Genomic DNA, 20,294 nt, shown 5'->3' with positions numbered 1-20,294 from the left:
TCCGAAATCAGCCGCAGTGAATCATGGAATTGGAGCTAATTGAAAGTAATGCCAATTTTTTTTACAAATCAATTGTGGCAAGGTACTATTGCTGTTCACACAGGTCATTATAATGTCATTCCCAGGAGATAGGGGGGCAAGTCAGGAGTGCGTATGCGAATTATGCAATGGGTCAAATCGTTTGTTAAGTTAGGCGGTCAGTCTAATCTCATTGATGAACTCGATGACGACATTGAAAATAATTTAGAGAAAAATAATCCCCCTCAGGCTGAAAGTTCAGGAGAATCCAATCCCATTCTGGATGGAGCAAAGTCTGCTCCTGCTCCTGAAAAAAAGACATCACTCTGGGGTGCATTTTCCTATTTCATTTCTTATATTTGTACTGGAAAAAATCTTCCAGACATAAGTCTTGCGCAAGTCATGAATCTGATTCAGGCGCTTGCAAATGGGTCCAGTTCTTTTTTGTTCGCGAAAATTGCCGAAGCATCGTTCACGGATGAAAAATCAATTGAAATAATGGGTGTAGAGTATTCAGTTGAGTCCCTTGTTGCAGCACTTACCTGCATTTATGCTCTAGGAGGACTTGCTAAAACACAGGCGCAAATACTTCTCACAGGGCCCCGTGCCGATACCTTTGAACGGGTGGTCACTGAAGCAACTGAAAGACAAGTAGGGCTTACTCTTGAAGAGAGCATTCGGCTCGGTTCATATCCTCAGATACAGCTTATTCAAAAAAGCATGGGGATTGAAGAGTTGATTGAAGCTCTATTTGGCGAGACGCTTAGTGCCGCCGATATAGCTATTCTGGGAAGCGCCCTCATGGCAGTATTGACTCACTCCGCGGCTTTGGGAATCAGCGCTGTGTCCATTTTTACTGCCTGTGGGCTTTTTGCTGCTACCAGAGTGAACACTATAGTCGAGGCAAAATCAGAATATATACAGAAAAATAATAAAGTATGGGAAACGTTTCTTGGCGCATTGGCCAACAAGGGAATAATAGACAATTTTGATAAAAAAGCTGCCGCCAGGGCGCTTGTTTCAGGGGCGAACAAAACCTTCGGTGAAGCACTGGTTAAAATGGATAAAATAAAGCATAGAACCAGCCAGGGATATACTGCAATTTCGAGAACAGGTATGCTCTTGGGTGCTGTATATGCCGCCTATCAGCTAAGAGAAGGAGCGCTTAGCCCTCAAAGCTTTATCTTCATCCTTGGCTATCTCAATCAATTATGCCAGATGGCTCCCGATTTTGGGGCGGCCTTCACGCGTCTATTGTCTTTAATGCCAGACTTACAAACGGTCTATGGTCAATTTATAGATAACAGCAAACAGATAATAGACAAACATCCTGATGTAAAACTGGACTTAACTGAAAACGATCATCCCGCCATTGAGTTTAAAGACATTCGCTTTAGATATCCCAAAAACGAGGATAATGAGCAAGAGCGCAAAATATTGAGAGGGATTTCAACCAGGATCCAAAAAGGAGAGTGGGTTGCGGTTGTCAGTGCCAGTGGCGGGGGTAAAAGTACCCTTTTCAACTTGTTATTTGGCCATTCCACACAAAGTGGAGGCTCTATTTATATTAATGGGCAGGATGTCGATGGTATAAGTCTCAAGGCGCGGCAGGCTTTTATCACCTTATTTTCTCAAAAGGCGGGCTTATTTAAAGGATCAGTCAAAGAGAATATCCTGTTTGGTGCTCAGGAGCCGGTGGAGGATGTGGATACTGTAATCTTCAACCTGGCTGAATTATTGGGTATTGATGAACTCTTAAATCGCTTGTCCAGTAAACTGGACACGGATGTGGGTGACCAGGGGCAGGGCTTATCAGGGGGCGAGCAACAGAAGATCGCTATCCTTCGCGGCTTAATGAAAAATAGGGACGGTATTTTTCTCCTGGATGAAATTACATCTGCTCTGGATGCTAGCTCAGCAAGAAAAGTGATGGAGGCCTTTAAGAAATATTTCAAGCCCTATGCGGCTTTGATGATTACGCACGAATTGAGCGAAGCACGAGATTTTGCCGATCGGATTATTGTAATCGACGGCGGAAGGGTCATAGCTGAGGGAACCCATGAGGAGTTAATAGGGAATTGCCAATTTTACCGTGACTTATGGAAGGCGGCCAATAAAGAGAATACTCCCTCAAGCTCTTATCAAAAGATGACTGCAAAAATGGGGGTGGATGCTAAAAGGGAATCCGGGGATATTGAAATTGAAAGCGATGGGCATTGGGATAGCCCTTTACAGACGAGTCCCAAACGCAGAAAGCCGGAGAAAGAAGGGAAGGCCGCCAGCAACTCCAGCACCATTGCCCTCTCTTAGCTATTTGCAGCCACAATTAAAATTGGTTCACAGAAACTAATGTAAATCCTGGATTACCAGGGCTTACAGTCGACTGAAAAAGGTGAGGGATTAAAGTTTGTCAGCTTATCTTCTGCCCTTTCTTCGTCTTGCTCTACGTCGTCCTTCTTCAGATCGGGTTTGGGTTCCATTGCCAATGGCGATAAAACTAAACCCTTCTTTTCCTCGCGTGATTTCTCATTGATTACCGCGGGTCTCGGGACCGGTAAGAGATTGTTCGCTAACTGTTGAATAAAGGCATCGTATAAAGAGCGGGCAGGAAGATTAATACGTAAGGAGAGTATATTTTTTTTCGTATCTTCAACCAGATGGATGCAATCATCGCTTAAATGATGCTGTTTTTTAAATGAATTGAACTCTTTAATAACTGCGGTCATAAACTTGTTTAATTCGTTTCTTTGCTTTTCAGATAAAGCATCTGGCTCGCATTGAAGCTTGATGGTCAGCGTCAGCGATTTAGGATCAGTATGGACCAGCAATAAGCCTCGCTCGATTAACTCAGCAATTACCTCGGGATCAAATAATTCCTCATCTGACTCAGCTTCTTCACTATTCTCTATTGGAGTAAACTCAACCAGGAAATCTTCATCATCGGCTAAGGGAGATAAATTTGTCAGTGATAACTCAAGGTTTTGGCTGCTGGTATTCTCTGATGACTCTTCAGCCCCGCCGCCACCGCCGCCTCCGCCATGTCCAAAACAACGGGGAGTTGGCGCAATTTCTTTAAAACAGGTCTTGCAGCGTACTTTGGCTGACTCCGCGGCCGCTTCTTTTTCTTCTTCACTTTTCCTGAATCGTTGTAAAACCATGGTGATGGAGGAGCTTGAGGCCTTCTCGTTCAGGCTTGGGGTAGTCTTTTGCTGGGCTTCTGGCATGGGGCATCCTGATTTAAACTTGATTAGCAATGTTTGAAATTATATTTAAAAAGCCAATTCAACTTCACAGGAGCAGCAGAATTTTACAATATCTTTACGACACCCCGAGTACGTCATCCTGAACCATCCTCTCAACGTCACCCTGAACCATCCTCTCAACGTCATCTTGAACCATCCTCTAAACGTCATCCTGAACCATCCTTTAAACGTCATCCTGAACGCAGTGAAGGATCTCATGAATCTGGCTCAGTTCCAAGCAGTTTGAGATCCTTAGCTACGCTCAGGATGACCTACCTGGGAAGTTACGTTTGTGCCTCCTCTTTTTGAAGAATAACGAGACGGGTCAACAGTGGTTTATCTTCCTGTTTTCTGCTGGCTATTTCCTCTTGCTTTATCCAGCGAAAATGAGATTTTAAGGCTAATTGCTTTAAATAGTCCAGATGATGACTAAAACGTGCGCTCGCCTGTAATTGCCAGGGCGGTTCGAAGCAGATTTCGGTATTGAAAATGAAATAGGCTCCTGTGAGTAAATGCTGACTGATTAGCTCAAATAGCCCGGAAAGATCGCCAAAATAAGGCAGGACATCCGCAGCAATAATCAAATCATACAAGGCTGTATCTTTTTTCAGAAAATGAATAATTTCATCTTCAACCAACTGATCATAGATCCCTTTTTCATGCGCCTGAGCAAGCATTTTTGCAGCGATATCCACGCCGATAAGTTTCTGGCAAAATGAACGAATACTGGCTCCGGAAAGTCCAGTTCCACAACCTAAATCCAATACCCGTTCGACAATCTGAATATCGGCCTCTTTGAGGAATTTTCGAATTCGTTCTGGTAAAGAATAACCAAGATAATCCTTTAGGTGCTGATCGTAATAAAGCGCGTAATTATTGAATAAATTGGCCGCATATTCTGGCGCTGTTTCCGCTCGTTGATTATTCATCAAAGCATTCAGCATATGCCGGCTTGATTTATCCTCCGGCTTGACAAGCAAGGCCTGCTGCAGTAATTTTTTGGCCCGTTCTTTATCTTCAAGACGAAGATAAATAGCGGCGAGATTATTAAGAGCGGCAAAGTGACGAGGATCTGTTTCGAGAATTTTTTCAAAATGAGCAATGGCTTCGTTTAAATGACCTAAAGCCATTTGCGCAACGCCTGAGTTGTATAAGTATTCACTATTATCAGGAAACTGTTGCAGCAAAACATCATAATGCATTAATGCATTTTCGAAGCGGTCGTGATGGATAAATGTCGCGGCCAGATTGTTGCGTGCTTCAATGTGATCATTATCAATAGTTAGTGCACGTGTGAAATAATCAACCGCTAACTGTCCATTATTCTGCTTCAAGGCGACCACCCCCAAATTAGTCAGCGCCTGCACATGATTTTCATTTTCCTGTAAAACGGTTTGAAAAGCATGTTCTGCTTCTTTCAGTCGATTGGCTTCGAGTTCCAGTACGCCCAGATAGAATTGCGCCTCAACATGAGAAGGATCCAATGCCAGGACGTTTTTAAATTGAATTTTTGCAGGGGTTAACTGATTATTTTTTAGTAATAACAAGCCTAAATTAAAGTGAGCCAGTATAAAATCAGGCTCGGCATGAACAGCCTGGCGATAATGCTCGAGCGCTTGAAGATAATCTCCCTGGATAGCATAGACACCTGCCAGATTACAGTGGGCCTGGGCATACTCATTATTATAATGAAGTGCTTCCTTGTAATGGGAAATGGCTTGATCAAAATCATGTATATTTTTATATGCATTGCCCAGATTATTAAGAAGCACCGGATTATCAGGTTTTAATTGCAGGGATTGCTTCATGAAGAGCACCGCATTGGCCATATCGCCCAACTGTGCATAGGCTAAGCCTATATACTGCAGGGCGCGCTCATTCTGAGGATTGATATTGAGCAGCTGCTCGTAGAGGGTAATCGCCTGCGGCAATTGTCCCCCATAATGAAGCGAGTAAGCTTTCTCAAATAGTTCATCATCATTCATAGTGATCTGACCATTAAAATATGCGGGATTCCATCCTCATCAAAAGGTTCTCCCTCACTCGAAAATCCATAAGATTCATAAAAGCGTTTTAAATAAAACTGCGCATGAATATGAACCATTTTGCCGGCAAAATGAGTTTGCAGATAATCCATGACATTGTTTAGCAATTGTTTCCCCAATCCCTGGCCTCGCGCGATTGCGGCAGTGACAATACGGCCAAAACTTAAGATATTGGCATCATAGTCGGGTTGAATTCGCGCATAGGCTAATAAAGTCTGGCCTTCGCGCATACACAGGTGTAAGGCCTGTTGATCCTTATAGTCCAGATCCTGATAGGGACATTGCTGCTCCACTATAAATATAGCATTTCTCAATTGCAGAATGTCATATAAATCCTGGGTTGAGAGTTCATTGAATGATTGGATGCTGGTAATCATAGTAGCTCCTTCAGCTGATCCCGAAGCTGAGATAAGGCGCGTGCCCGATGGCTGATTTTGTTTTTTATTTCAGGAGACAATTCAGCGGCGGTGGACTGCTGCTCTGGAATATAAAATATTGGATCATAACCAAATCCCTTGCTTCCTCTGGGTTCAAAAATGATCTGCCCCTCGATTTTGCCATAAGCTAAAAGAGGTACGGGATCATCTGCGAAACGCAGGATAGCAATAGCACAAAAGAAATACGCTTGTCGTTTTTCTTGCTTCAAATCCTTCATATTGTGCAAGAGCTGCTGGATATTATCGCCATCCGTTGCATCTTCTCCCGCATAGCGGGAGGAATAAATACCAGGCGCACCATTGAGTGCAGGAACCACCAGCCCTGAATCATCCGCCAATGCTGCTTTTCCTGACTGGGTGCTGGTATGACGAGCTTTAATCAAGGCGTTTTCAATAAAGCTTAAACCGTTTTCCTCAGGGCTTTCGATTTCAAAATCAGCCATGCTTAAGCATTGAAGAGGGGAAAGGATAGCTTGAATTTCTTTAATTTTTCCTTGGTTGGAAGTGGCCAGTACAATTTCTTTCATAAATGAACCAAAACAGAATGGAAGCGTATTTTGAAGTATATCAATGCCCTTATCTCACCGCCTCATGCATTTGGAAAAATTTTATTTTCGCCAATATTGAATGTTTAAAATTTGGTATAATATATTAAACAATGGACACAGAGATAGCTAAATGCATGACTTGGATAAGAAAAGGATTGTTTCAAGACCTGTAACCAATAGCCAAGGTGAAAGTATACTCTATGGCTTTGGATATGACGAAATAAAGGGTCGTAGAAATGAACAGGAGGATGCTTTAGCCTGGGAAGTTTTCGAGCCATCCATATTTGAGGATCTGACACCGCTCCAAATAGCACAACGCTTATGGACTTCTTATCGTCTCATTAACCTGGAAATTTTAAACAAAATAAATCAAAGCGGAACTACCGCTGTAACCACCATTTTTAACGGGGAGTATCTGATTGGCGCTCTAGTCGCTGATGCAGCAGTTTTTATCGCTATTTATGATGAAAAAGGGGAGCTTGTTGGTGTTAGCAGGCTCAATCAACGAGTCCATAAACCCGAGGTGCAATCAGAGCGAGACAGGATCTACGCAGCCGGCTCATGCATCGATGTTAAGGAAGGGCGGGTGCAGGGCAGATTAGCTATCTCGCGAGCCTTTGGCGATAAAGACGTTAAAGGGATTATTCCTGATCCTGATTTAATGATTACCTATGTGGGGGATATTCCGAAGGAATACAGTGTACATCTTATCAGCAGCTGTGATGGGTTTACGGATGCGGCTGAGTATGACACGCAAGAGAGCCATGAAGAATTATTAGATTCTTGCTTAAAGGCATTGAACAAGGGCAAACCGGGACGCTGTGATCCTATAGAAATAGCCAGCTATCTCACCCGAACGGCTCTTGCCAAGGGATCTCGGGACAACATATCCGTGTCGGTTCAAATTGTGAAACGCAGCGGTAAATACGCCTTTTTTTACGGGATGTCTGGTCTTTATGACGGCCACGGCGGCTATGAGGCTTCGCATTACACCGCAGATCACATCGGGGATATTATCAAGAAGCAATTGCTTCTCTCTGAAGAAGAATATGCCCTGCAAGAGCAAAGCGCTATCCAACAGGAGGCTGATTTTCTACGTGATAATCAGGACGTTAACGATGGGTTCATCCTGAGTTTTTTCCCGCCTTCAGATGATAGTTTAACGGACGATTCTAAAGGGGCGCCTGAACCAGTGATTGAGGAATCAGAAGAAGTGGTCAATGCCAAGGCAAGTGAAATATCCTCTGTCATCAATGTAACATTCTGGAGTTCAGAGGAAAAAAATGTAACCAGAGTTCTTCCTGGAAATAAGCCCCCGGAATTACCTTAAATCGGCCAAATATGCGCTTTAAATAATCATAAAATATCTGTTGTAATCACAGTGGCATTTTATATCCTGATTGGGCATTTTTTCAGAATTGATTTCCAAAAATACTTTCATTATCATGCCGCTGTTACCGGATATGTTTATGGAAATTAGGAACAATCATGAGCTTTGCAAGTCCTCTTTATCACGTTTTTCTATTCAACTTTATCTCTTCTTTTATTAAAAATAGTACCTCCCTGTATTGTTAGCCCAGTTTGGAAAATCCAGGCCTTTTTAACGGTTTGGTATTCTGATGCTGGCGATGTCCGATAAGTCTGGAAGGCAAATCTTGCATCGCAAACAATTTGTAGACAAAAGGAAAAAAAATGTCGCAGATTTTTACAGGTACAGGCTTGGGCCTGCAAGGCTCCTCTTTGAGCCAATTAGGTGCTTACGGTCCACAGGGCAATGCTATTTTTGGCCAGAACGGCCTTTCATTGTATATCAATGCAGCCAATGGCAATCTGATATTAAAACAATCCGATGGTTTCCTGGCGAGTCAGGGAATCGGTTTCAACTTATTTTCAACCTATAACGCTCAAGGAAAAAAAGCAGATCGCTGGTTGTTTAATACCCAAACTCATCTGATTATCAATGGCGAGCCAAACAGTGCGGGTGGGAGCCTGACCCGTATCGGTGAGGATGGCCATCACACTCGCTTTGTTTTTGATTCGGCGAGCAAGACCTATCTGCCCGAGGACGGCGGTACTGAAAGGATACAATGGACGGGCAGTGGATGGTCATATTCTCAAGGCGCATCCGCAGTCAGTTGTGAATACAATACGGAAGGATTGCTGACAGCCTGGAGCGATCGGGATGGGCATCGCTTGAATTATGTGTATAAAGATGGCCAGCTAAGCGATATATTTGATTGCACTGGCCAGCAAAATATCCATTGGCAATTCCAGCAGGGATTACTACAGGATATCAGTTTTTATGATCAGGGTTTGCTAGTCCATCACCTCCACTATAGCTATGACGACTCTGGCCGTCTTCGATTAGTTATCCAGGATCAGAACGATGGCAAGAGCTCCTGGGTGGCTTACGATTATCAGGATGATTCCGATCTCATCGAATCAATCCGACAGAGCGATGGCTGTGCGCTGCATTTCAGCTATGACGAGCAGAACCGGATAAGCAGTATGTCCGATGGAGAGGGCAGGATAACTCGATTCGATTATGAGCCGGGCTGTACAAAAGTAAGCAATCAATTGGGGGAAATGTGGTGCTATTCATTTGATGATAAGGATCGTCTCACAGTAATCAGAGGTCCGGACAATAATACAATCAGCTATCAATACCAGGGCAATTACCTGAGTCGCATTGTGAAGGGCGGACTGGCATGGAACTTTATTTATAATGAGGCAGGAGACTGTATACGTACCGAGGAGCCTGATGGACAGATTATTCAAAGAACCTTTGACGCCGAGCATCGCCTCTTGTCTGAAAGCAAATCATCCATATTTAACGGAAATAACCATCCAGGACAAACAGCGACAGCCCATTATATCTATGACTCGAAGGGGCATTTGCGCTTTGCAATTTCTGATAATGGAACGGTTACTGAATATCGCTATAACGAGGCGGGTGCATGCCTCAATCGCCGAGTCTATTTAAAATCAGCTTTTGATTTAAGCCTTTCGGATTCAGGACAGCCTGATTTAAGTGATCTGGAGTCCTGGAGCAAGCGCCAGACTGCCGCACAAATCAGCCTGGTCGAATATCAATATGACTGGCGCGGACAACTGCAGCAGGAAATCCACTATCAATCAGTGGACGCTGCAGGAAACGGTTTTGAGCAAAATGCATTAAGAACTTACTATCAATATGATGCACGTGGACGTTTGATTGAAAAAACAGTACCCACTGAATGGGGTGATAACAAAACCTATTTTTTTTATGATGATTTGGGTCGTCTCATCTGTTCCAGAGATAATTTGGGTCTTATCAATCAGTATGAATATGATGACAGTCATCAGCGAATAATTCAAACAGACAGCAGGGGTCTAAAAACGCTTTATCTCTATGATCGAAGCGGGCTTCTTTTGTCAAAGCAGCAGCTGGGTACTAATAACCGTGATTTCGGAGTACAGCGGTTTGAGTATGATAAAGCAGGACGTCTGACTTCGGAAACCGATTGGGAGGGGCGAAAAAGCTGGTATTTTTATGACAAGGCAGGGTTGCTTTGCGCTAAAGTCGATAATAATCATCATTTAAAGGAATACCGCTACGATGCCGAGGGCCGTTTGATTCAGTCCATCGAATATGCCCAGAAAGTAAATGAAAAGGAGCTTGGCGGTCTTAACCTGGAATTAATTCGCCCTACTCACTCAAGTAAAGATCGCTATAACTGGACGTTTTATAATCAATACAATCAAATTGCTTATCAGGTTGATGCCACCGGGGCAATTATTGGTTATCGCTACGATGCACAAGGCCAATTGACTGAAAAAATCGCCTATGCAGAGCGTATAGCAATAACTAATTTGTTTGATGCCATAAAATCGGGAAGGATAACCCCGGTTGAAAATGCTAATGATCGGCGCTACCGATACTATTATGATATTGCCGGGCGTTTGCAGGCTGAAGTTAATGCTGAGGGAGCTGCAATCGGCTATCAGTATGATCGCTTGGGAAACTGTATTGAAGTTCGTAAATTTTACAACAAGGCAATTACCAGCGATCTGAAATTCTGGGGGGATATTGAGCCGGCTGTTTCCGACAAAGATATCGTTAATTACTCATTTTATAATTCGGCGGGTTTAAAGGAAGCGGACATTGATAGCGAAGGCTTTGCCACCAGCTATTACTACAATAACGCGGGTATGCTGCTTGAAAAAAGACAATATTTTACCGCTTTATCCAAGCCATTGCGTTTGAACTTTGATAAATCCTGGGAGGATCAAAAACCCAACTGTCATCCCAAAGACAGGATAACCAGTTATCGCTATGACGAACGGCAGTTATTAATCGAGGAAAATCAGTCAGGCGGTTTAACCTTAAATTATTTCTACGACAATAGCGGCTTAATGCTCGAAAAAAGAGCTTTCGATCGTTTCCGGGATCAAATCCGCGGTACACGTTATCAATACGATGAGCGAGGTCGACTGATAGCAAGTCTCAGTGCAGAAGGCGAAAAGCTATTGCGCAATATCGAGCTTTCAAAAGAGGAAATTGCCGCTATCTGGCAGCAGCATGCTATCCATTATAGTTACAGTAATAATGATTCCTTACTGACGAAAATCAATGCGCTTGGGCAAACAGAACGCTATGTTTACGATGAGCAGGGCCGGCTGGCGTTTATTCTCAATGCGGACGGGGAAATCAGGGAACAGCAATATGATGACTTTGGGAATCTGACACGTTACATTCAATACAGCAAACATTTTAAAAATCTGCCTTTTGAAATGAATGCTGGCAATTTACACGATTACCTGACATTGCACAAAGATCCCGCAGATGAAGTAACTGAGTATGAATACAATCATCTCGGACAAGTTATCAGAACCTGTAAAGGTTCTCGCCTGGAAACAGCGACCCGCTACAATGCCTTTGGCGAAGTGGAACAACTGATTCAGGATGCACAGGGAAAATCCCCGCTCACAACTAATTATTTCTATGATAAGAGAGGGCTTCTCGTTCAACAACAGGACAGTGTCACAGGAATTTATAAACCGCAATCCTGGAGTTATGATCGTTTTGGACGACTGATGACCGCAGTTGACGCCAATCAAAATAAGACCAGTTATAAATACAACCAGCGAGGGGAATGCACCGCCGTCATCAATGCGAAAGGTAAAGAGAAAACCATGCGCTATGACGCGTTTTCAAGGGTAGTGTATGAATTTGATCAGCTGCGGACCATTTATGAATATGATGACAGCAACAGCAGCGTAACGATCAGACAGCCGGATAAAGGCAGAGAAGTCAAGACAGAATTTAATGCCTTTGGCGACAAAATTAGCTTTACTGATTTCAATGGTGCGATTACCTCTTTCACATATGATGTGAATGGGCAATTAATCGAAAAAAATGGACCCTTGGGTCTTCAGTCTTTTTATACCTATGATCGCGCCGGGCAATTAATCAAGGAATCAAAAGACGGCCGTATTACGCAATACAGTTATGATGCGGCGGGAAGAGTATTGAGTAAAACCATCGATCCTGCGGGTTTGAATCTCAGCACTCGCTATCATTTTGATGGTATAGGTCGTCAACTGGAGGTCATTGGCCCTGATCAGATTGTTAAACAATACCGCTACGACAATGCTGGAAATTGTATTCGTAGTTGCATTGATCCTTTGGGTTTGAATTTAATCACCGAGTATGAATATGACAGTCAGAATCAGCTGACCAGGCAAACAATCCTTAATTCCGGCGGCAAAAACCAGATTACTGCCTATGAATGGGATGCTTTAGGACGCTGTACCCAAAAAATAATTGATCCTGAGGGACTGTCCCTGGTGACGCAATATACCTACGACGCCAAGGGCAATCTCTGCAGTGAAACTGATCCTCGGGGCAATACCCGTTATTGGATCTATGATGTCATGGATGAATGCCGGTTCCAGATTGATGCGCGGGGTTGTGTCACTGAGTTTAAATATGATCAGAATGGCCGCAATATTTGCACTATCCAATATGACAATGAAGTACGGCTAAATGCTGCGGCTACAGAAAACGACATGAGGCTGCTGCTTAAAAGCAGTAGTGCGGATCGCTACAGCTTCAAGCAATTTGATTCCGATGGACATGTGCTATTAAGCTTTGATCCAATGGGTTATGCGACTGCATACACTTATGATGTGCAAGGCAATGCCACTCGGATAATACGTTATGCAAAACCGGCATCACTTGAGGATTTAAAGAACGGGATCATTCCGGTTTTTGGAAAAACGGAAGCTGGTCGGGTACAGCATCTGGCCTATGACAGTTTAAACCGCCTGTGTTATCAGCTGGATGACGAACATCATCTGACTGAGTTTAAATATAATCAAGCTGGCGAAGTGGTTTCTAAAACCCGATTTGCCAATCGCTTTCTCTTCAATTTGAATCAATTCAATCAGGCTGAGATTGAAAAATCGATATCCAGAAATCCGCAGTCTGATCAAACCAGCCGTTATAGCTATGATCAGGCAGGCCGACTGCTTGCTGAGTTAAATGCTGAAGGCTTTGCCGTTAAATATCAATATGATCGTCTGGGTAATCTTATTGCCACGCAGGGTTTTGCAATACCAATAAGCAGCGTATTTGATGAAAACTGGCTGTCTGCTCTCAAATCAGATAGTCATGATCGTATTACTCGTTCAGTGTTTGACGCGGCTGGCCGGGAAATTTATCGAGTCAGCGCCGAGGGACGTGTTATTGGCCGACAATATGATGCGGTTGGAAATATTATCTCCGAGACCAGCTATGCCGCCAGGTTCAATCTATCAGAATATTCTGAAGAGAGCTTGGCGCTGGCGCTGCAAAATATCCAGGGGCGAACCTCAGCTTATCAATATGACAGCAACGGGCGCCTGACGAATAAAACAGATGCCGAAAATCAGCAGACAGTATATGACTATGATGCGAATGGCAATCTCATCTCCAAAACAGAAGCGAATAGAGCGATCTGGTGTTACGAGTATGATGCGTCCAATCAATTAATTACCACCATTTCCCCCGAAGTCGATGTCGCCTTGGGTTATCAATCACAGCGCCGTTCGATCATAACTCGAAACCTGTACGATAACTTTGGAAATATTATTAAAACGGTCAAGGATGCAGAAGGACTCTGCCAAATTCGTGAATATACTTTTGATGCAAACAATCATTGTGTACAAATCAGTTATCCCGATGTAGCCATCAATAAAGCCGACTTAAACGGCTCAATGAACCGGCAGGAACTAAGGAAAACCTTGAACGAAACATTTCGTTATAATGCTTTCGGTGAGGTCGAGGCTCAGTCTGATCGGGCTGGTAACTGGCAATATTTTACCTATGATCGCGAAGGACATCTGCGGTTTTCATTGAATCAATTGGGCGCTTTAACTGAGTATGAATACAATGATTTGGGCCAGCTGGCTGGAAAAACCACATATGCCACAGGTATTTACCTCAAGCCCGGTAGTGAGGTAAACGGTACACTGCTTGCTGATGCTCGTAAAACCAACGTCCTGGATCGCCATGAGTTTTATCAGTATGACCGGCTGAATCGGCTAATTAAAACAGAAAAAGACAGTATGCGGTCGTTCAACGCGTCTAGCCGCAGCTATGAGTTCTCTACCCCAACAACCCGTTATCAATACAATGCCTTCGGGGAAGTCATCAATACCGCTGTTTTGCTGCACGAGGGACTCTATGCTTCCAGCCGTCGATACTACGATAGAGATGGTTTGCTCACTGGAGAACTAAATGCTGAAAATTATTTAACCCAGTATCAATACAATGCCTTTGGTGAATTAAGCCAGCAAACCGAGTACGCCGAGCGAACCAGTTATTTTGATGAATTTGATGTTAAACCACCGGCAAACGCCAGTTTGGATCGAGTGTTTCTATATCAATATGATGCTTTGGGAAGAGTCCAGAAAAAAACACAACGTCAGGTGACTTATCAACAGTTGAATAGCAATGGGCAACTGGTGAATTTAACCGCGGATATTGTTAATTCCTACGAATACGACAGCATGGGGCACTTGGTAAAAATGACCGATGCCGAGGGGCAGAGCAGTTATTTCAGCTATGATGCGCTTGGGCAGTTAAAAGCCAAAATGGGCCCGCAAACACAGTCTGGGCGTGCTGCTGTATCGTATACCTATGATGGCCTTGGGCATCTTATCGAAACTATTCAACATGCGAATGGAGCCAAACTCGACAGTGAGGGTTTTATTCTCCCGGCAGCATCAGCCAATGACCTCCATACGCTTGATTTTTATGACAGCAATGATCAATTGCTCCTGCAGCAGGATGCGATGGGGCATCTTAAATTTTATAGCTATGATGAACAAGGGAATATAGCCCGTGCCTGGGAGTTACTTTCCCAGATTGACGGAAGCCAGCGGCTTATTGACAAACGCTATTTTTATGATGCCGGCGGCCATTTGCTGCGAGCGGCTACTCGAAAAGCCAATGGGGACTGGGCCTGTGAGGATAGCCAATATAATGTGTTTGGCGAAGTGGCTCATAAGGGAATTAATGGACAACTTAATATCCATTATGACTACGATCAGGCGGGGCGTTTATGGCGCACTAACTCCGCGGGCTATTATCAATTGTTCATCTATGATTTGAGCGACAAAGTGACGCAAATCATAACCTCTACCAACGCCTTTCGTCCGGCTGCCGGAGAAGATGGCCTGGATCTGTCGGATAAACAGTTTGAAACTGCGCGATCTTTTCAAACGGAATCCTGGGAGTTTGATCTTCAGCGTCAGAATAATCTCTATGACAAACTGGGCAATTTGCTGGCGCAAAGCCGTGAGTCGACAGAAAATCCGCTAACGATTAACGATAGTGTCCATCTGAAAACCATAAATCAGACGTATAGCTATGATCGCTGGGGAAATGTGTTAAGCCATCGTAATGCCAATGGCTATGAAACGAATTACCAGTATAACGGCTTAAACCAGCTCACTGAACAGGAGCTTCCCCAGGTAATGGCCTATGATGAACATGGTGTCGGTCGATTAATCAATCCTCGGCTGCTCTATGCCTACGATCGCCTGGGTCGATTGATTGGTTTTACGGATGCCAATGGACATACGGTAACAAAAGTATTGGATGCCTCAGGGAATGTAATACAGGAACGAGATGCGAAAGGAGGGCTGAGGCAGAAACACTATGATATTTTTGGCCGGCTGAAAGAGAGCATCAATGAATTGGGCGGCTCTACGGTTTATCTTTACGACAAGGCGAATCGTTTGACCGGAATTCAGACATCGAGTAGTAAGCAGCAATATTTCTACGATGAGGCGGGTCAGCTTCTGCAGCAAACAGATGGCGAAAACAATGCTTCGTTGTTTGTTTATGATGAATTGGGAAATTTAATTGCCAAACGAAATACCTTGGGGTATTGGCGATCAATGACCTATGACGATGCCGGTCATAAACTGGCCGAAACGGATGAGCTTGGCCATGTTCAAAGCTGGAGCTATCAGGATGGGCGACTGATTTCGCATACTGATCTGGGGCAGCACCAGACCACTTATCGGTATAACCGTAACGGTTTGCTGCTTTCTGAGTCGGGTTCTGGACGCTCGATAGACTATCATTACCAGGGCGATGGAAGTCTTAAACAATACGTGGATAACACCCGCGGCGAGGTGTTGAATTACCAGTATGACAATGAGGGAAATGTCAGCAGCAAACAAAGCTCTCGCATCAATCCAGGAAAGGACGGCTGGTTGCTTGAGTCTGATCATTATGAATATGACAGTCTTGGGCGATTAATTTCTGTCAGGCGAGCCCATGCCGATGATGTGGATAGCCGTTTCCCGCAGCAGGATAAAAGCCTGTTATCAATCGATTATCAATACGATGCGGCCGGTAATTTAAGGCATAGTCTTATCACCGCTAACTACGGAGGATATGAAAAAGCCAGTAGTGATGAATACTACAGTTATGATGAAAATAATCGCATTAAAATCAGTAAAGGAAAATTGATCGAGGGCAATATACAAATTGATAAAGATCACGGAAGCCTTCTTGATTATGATGCCGCTGGTAATTTAACCGGTGCGGATAAATATGAGGAGGGGATCCTGCATCATTATTTATATGGATACAATAAAGGCAATCAACTGGAATGGACACAAAAAGATAATATAACTCTGGAGTCAAGAAAGTATAATCAGGCGGGACAAATCATTGAGGATCGCCTCTTTGATGCGAAGGGAAATGTCGCCCAGATTAATCGCTCGAGTTATAAAAACGGCTTTTTGGATTATGTGACTACCACCCGCCCTGTAGGAAACCTTGAGCATCTAGTGAGCCAAAACAAGTTCTATTATGATGTTGCAGAAAACCTGACTGCAGAAATGCTGCGGGTGGAGAAACAGGGGCAAAATGCGGGATATACACTCACGCATGCATATAGTTTTGACTGGTGGGATGATTATCGCCGCTCGGAAGATCGGGCTACATTGAGCATTGACAATCAGGCTTCAACCCACGGTCTGAGCATGCGGATTTATGATGTCAATGGTCAGCTACAGGACGCGATTGATCAACAGCCCGACTCCAGCGGCAGAACCAACAGCGCACATTACTCCAGCAGTGCTGTGGACGGCATCCGCTCGCGGGAAGACCAAACCGGTAAAACCAGTTATCTCAGTGTGAATGGGAAACACATTGCGGATATAAAACAGGATGCCACCACCGGCAGGCAAACGCTGACAGTCTATGGCGGTTTTACTCCGGAAGGCAGCGCCTATCCTGCACAAAAAACCAACCCCTGGATATGGAACCCCCTCGCTGGTTATGGAAATTTCAACGCCTTTTTTCAGAACGGCAGAACGACTGCGGAATCCATGCAAGTCCGAAACGAGCCGAATGATGTAATAAGTCCCAATAGTCCTCAGGATAATTTAGGAAGTTACACCGTAAGTGCAGGAGATACTTTGGAGTCAATCGCCCTTCAGGTCTATGGCGATAGCAGCCTATGGTATTTAATTGCAGATGCCAATGGCATCACCAGTCGTGAGGAGCGGGCGGGAAGTTCTTCACAAATGCACGCAGGACAGCGGCTGGTCCTGCCTCCTGTTTTCTCCAATCAGCATAATAGTGCAGATACGCACAACGTGCTCACAGAAGATTATTTTATAGGCAACACCAGTGCGACAGCACCCATGCCCAAGCCTTTATCAACGGACTCATCCCCTGTTCAAAGAAAGCATCATAAATTACTTGGCAAAGTACTGACTGCAGTAGTCGGCACCATAATTACTGTTTTAGCGGCGGCAGCCGTTGCAAGTATCTTCGCCCCTTCTGCCCTGGCGATTAACGGCCTGGGAGGTATCTTTAAACTGGGATTATCCACTCTGTGGGGCGGATCTTCTCTGGGGGGCAGTTTAGGAGCAAGCTTAAGTGCCGGTTTTATTGGCAATATGGCCAGCCAGGGCGTTGCCAGTATGGCCGGTTTACAGGAAGGAATGCATTGGGGCGCTGCATTGACCACCGCATTGGCCACAATGGCAAGTGCCGGTTTAATGCGCGGCATGAAAATGGATGGATTAGCAAAAGATGCCCTAGGCTTTTTAAGTGACAAGTCGCCTGCGCTATTTAATTTTTCCTCTGCAGCAGAAATGATGAGTCAAAATGCACTCAGCCAGGGAATAACGCTCGCTGCCAACCAGCAAAAGCATTTCGACTGGCAACGGCTGGCCGCCAGTGGCGTAACAGCAGGTCTAATGGGAGGAGAGGCAGGGGGGAGGGTCAGTAATGCCTTAAGAGCAATCGATAAAACGGAAATGATTAACACCCAGCTTAATTCATTACTAAATCAAGGCAGCCACGCCCTTCTGACCGGCCAAAGCATCAACACTTTGCAGATACTGGAAGACAATCTGGGAGATAGCATAGGTCAGGGCATTATGAAATCAGCAATTCAAGATTCTGAGAGTAATGAGCTAAACACAGAGGATTTAAGTCCAAGCCCCGAAGACAGCATCGAATCCCTCTATCTCGACAATGGAGAGAGTATTCTTCTGAATCTCAACGAAAATTCAACCGCCCAATCTATTCTTCCACCGACAGATCCCTTATCCTTGGCAACCAACAACGAATTGGACTTAAGAAACACTCTCACGGATCTATACAATTATGGAAAGAACTCAGTAATGGATAGATACAACAGCTTAACCCAAGGCCTGAACGACCTGGAAAAAGAATACAACGTCAGATCCCACTTCTATGACATATTACGAGATTTAAAGCCTGAGCCAATTGACAATACTCCCAGCTGGCGCCAAGATGTCGTCTCGTTTGGAATTGATCTCATACCCGTAGTAGGCCAAATTAAAGGAGGCATGGAGTTTTACACCGGCCGAGACATGGTAAGTCTCCAGGAAATGAACGGCAGTATGGCTCTTCTATCCCTAATTCCCCTCGCCAAACCACTCATCAAAACAGTTAAGTTTTTGAGTAAAACTAAGGCTGGAAAAGTGATTTCAACATATAAAGCAACTATCATAAGACACTCAGCAAATGCAGCTATAGCTGGTGGGAGTTCTTATGGTGCAGCTGTGTCAACGGGGGATGAGCATCCCATACAAACAGCTATACTGGCTTCAGCTATTGGATTGGCAGTTGGATACAAAGTAAACCCTAGTCGATCCACTGCCACTGCAATGAATGTTCTCGCAGGCGGAGGCATAAGTTACACTAATCAGAAAATCAATAATTACAAAACTGGAAAACCTGTAAGTGTAACTAAAGTTATAATCAACGCTTGTTTTACAGGTCTGGGAGCTGCCTGGACTTTTGGCATGCCCGTAATTACAGCAGCGATGTTTAGATTTCAAACAGAAACGCCATTAATTAAAATAGGGGAAGAGGTGTATGACAGATATCACCAAACAAAATCTTAAGTTTATTGATATAAGCCTTGGACCAAAAGGTTTTTTGATATGGGTATTTTTTCCTGCTTTATTTTTCATCTTATTTATACTGACTTTGTGTATGAATTCATTAATACACATTAGAGGAGTTGACGAGGCTTTGGGAGAGTTGATAGGGGGGGCGATATTTTCTTATTTTCTTTTCAGAGTGAGTTGTGCATTAATATTCGCTTTTAAAAGTGCTCAGGAAATAATAGTGCATGGAGATTACCTTTATTTTAGATCTTTTTTGGGACATAAGAGTCGCTTCCACATTGATACACTATTGGAGGTAACCTATTTAAAAAATAATTGGCTGATTACCGAGTCACCTATTTTTAAGGTTGGCGGTGAACATATGGAATTATTATTAAAGCCTAAATCGAAAGTTTATATAGGGGATAATATAGAAGGATACAGCGAGCTGAAAGTTATTTTATTGACAAAAACTAATCAGAGCCTGAAACAAGGCAAACAGGAATTAAACTTTGTCGACCATGTTTATGGTAAAAAAGGGAGGCAAATTTGGCTGACAATTCCATGTAGTATGTTCTTTACTCTTTTCTTTTTAGGGGGGATTGTTAGTTTCTCTGTGAGCAGTTTGACTTTTATTGAGAGTATTATGATCATTTGGGGGATGCTCTTAGCTACAGCTATGATCTTACTTAGCTTGCGAACAATATTTCTTGCAACTAAAACTGCACAGAAAGTATGTATTTATAGTGACTCAATAAAAGTTAGGTTTTTCTCAGGACGTATCAAGAGGTATTTGCTTACTGATATCGAATCAATTAGAGAACTTAAAAATACTTGGTTTCTCACTGAAGGTTCAAATATCTTTATGAAAGACAAAAGTCATTTATTAATTACACTTCACAATAATGAAAAAATTTATATGAGCGAAAATTTAGAGCGTTATGGCGAATTAAAGCTCACCCTTTTTGATGGACATGTAAATCATCGAGGTATCTAAATAACTAAATATGGACGCAATTTAATAGATTTTGATATAGGGCGGTAAGTAATGGCTTGGGCTGTCGGGTGTTTAAGTGCACCTTTTGA

Annotated in this window: 8 protein-coding genes; 4 read left to right on the top strand and 4 right to left on the bottom strand. The window is 43.6% G+C overall.

The window, feature by feature from the left end; translation table 11 throughout:
• Positions 1–153 precede the first annotated feature (153 nt).
• Complete coding sequence (locus tag E1O89_RS12890; RefSeq protein ID WP_133140496.1) at positions 154–2,328, top strand: ATP-binding cassette domain-containing protein; 2,175 nt, start codon at positions 154–156, stop codon at positions 2,326–2,328.
• 53 nt (positions 2,329–2,381) lie between these two features.
• Here E1O89_RS12890 and E1O89_RS12885 read toward each other — a convergent pair whose 3' ends face one another.
• The 4 genes from E1O89_RS12885 to rdgB form a co-directional block, all read right to left on the bottom strand.
• Entirely contained in the window at positions 2,382–3,242 is an 861-nt protein-coding gene (locus E1O89_RS12885) for a hypothetical protein (RefSeq protein ID WP_133140495.1), read from the bottom strand.
• 302 nt (positions 3,243–3,544) lie between these two features.
• Positions 3,545–5,245, bottom strand: coding sequence for a tetratricopeptide repeat protein (locus E1O89_RS12880; RefSeq protein WP_133140494.1), 1,701 nt, complete (start codon positions 5,243–5,245; stop codon positions 3,545–3,547).
• Positions 5,242–5,682 (bottom strand): GNAT family N-acetyltransferase, encoded by a 441-nt coding sequence (locus E1O89_RS12875; protein WP_133140493.1) that lies wholly within the window; start codon positions 5,680–5,682, stop codon positions 5,242–5,244. Before E1O89_RS12875 ends, E1O89_RS12880 begins: the two co-directional genes overlap by 4 nt.
• On the bottom strand, positions 5,679–6,269 hold the full coding sequence (rdgB, locus tag E1O89_RS12870) for an RdgB/HAM1 family non-canonical purine NTP pyrophosphatase (RefSeq protein WP_133140492.1): 591 nt from the start codon (positions 6,267–6,269) through the stop codon (positions 5,679–5,681). Before rdgB ends, E1O89_RS12875 begins: the two co-directional genes overlap by 4 nt.
• Before the next feature lie 151 nt (positions 6,270–6,420).
• On the opposite strand from rdgB, the gene E1O89_RS12865 reads away from it, so the two are divergent.
• From E1O89_RS12865 to E1O89_RS12855, 3 genes are all read left to right on the top strand, one after another.
• Positions 6,421–7,620, top strand: coding sequence for a PP2C family serine/threonine-protein phosphatase (locus E1O89_RS12865; protein WP_133140491.1), 1,200 nt, complete (start codon positions 6,421–6,423; stop codon positions 7,618–7,620).
• Positions 7,621–7,982: 362 nt separating this feature from the next.
• Positions 7,983–19,223, top strand: a complete 11,241-nt coding sequence (locus E1O89_RS12860; protein ID WP_133140490.1) for a LysM peptidoglycan-binding domain-containing protein — start codon at positions 7,983–7,985, stop codon at positions 19,221–19,223.
• Positions 19,195–20,205 (top strand): hypothetical protein, encoded by a 1,011-nt coding sequence (locus tag E1O89_RS12855; RefSeq protein WP_133140489.1) that lies wholly within the window; start codon positions 19,195–19,197, stop codon positions 20,203–20,205. Before E1O89_RS12860 ends, E1O89_RS12855 begins: the two co-directional genes overlap by 29 nt.
• Positions 20,206–20,294: the final 89 nt, after the last annotated feature.

This window comes from Legionella genomosp. 1, assembly GCF_900640215.1.
Taxonomy (GTDB): Bacteria; Pseudomonadota; Gammaproteobacteria; order Legionellales; family Legionellaceae; genus Legionella_C; species Legionella_C quinlivanii_A.
The sequence above is the reverse complement of the archived record's forward strand: the minus strand, read 5'-3'. Positions and strand labels throughout refer to the sequence as shown.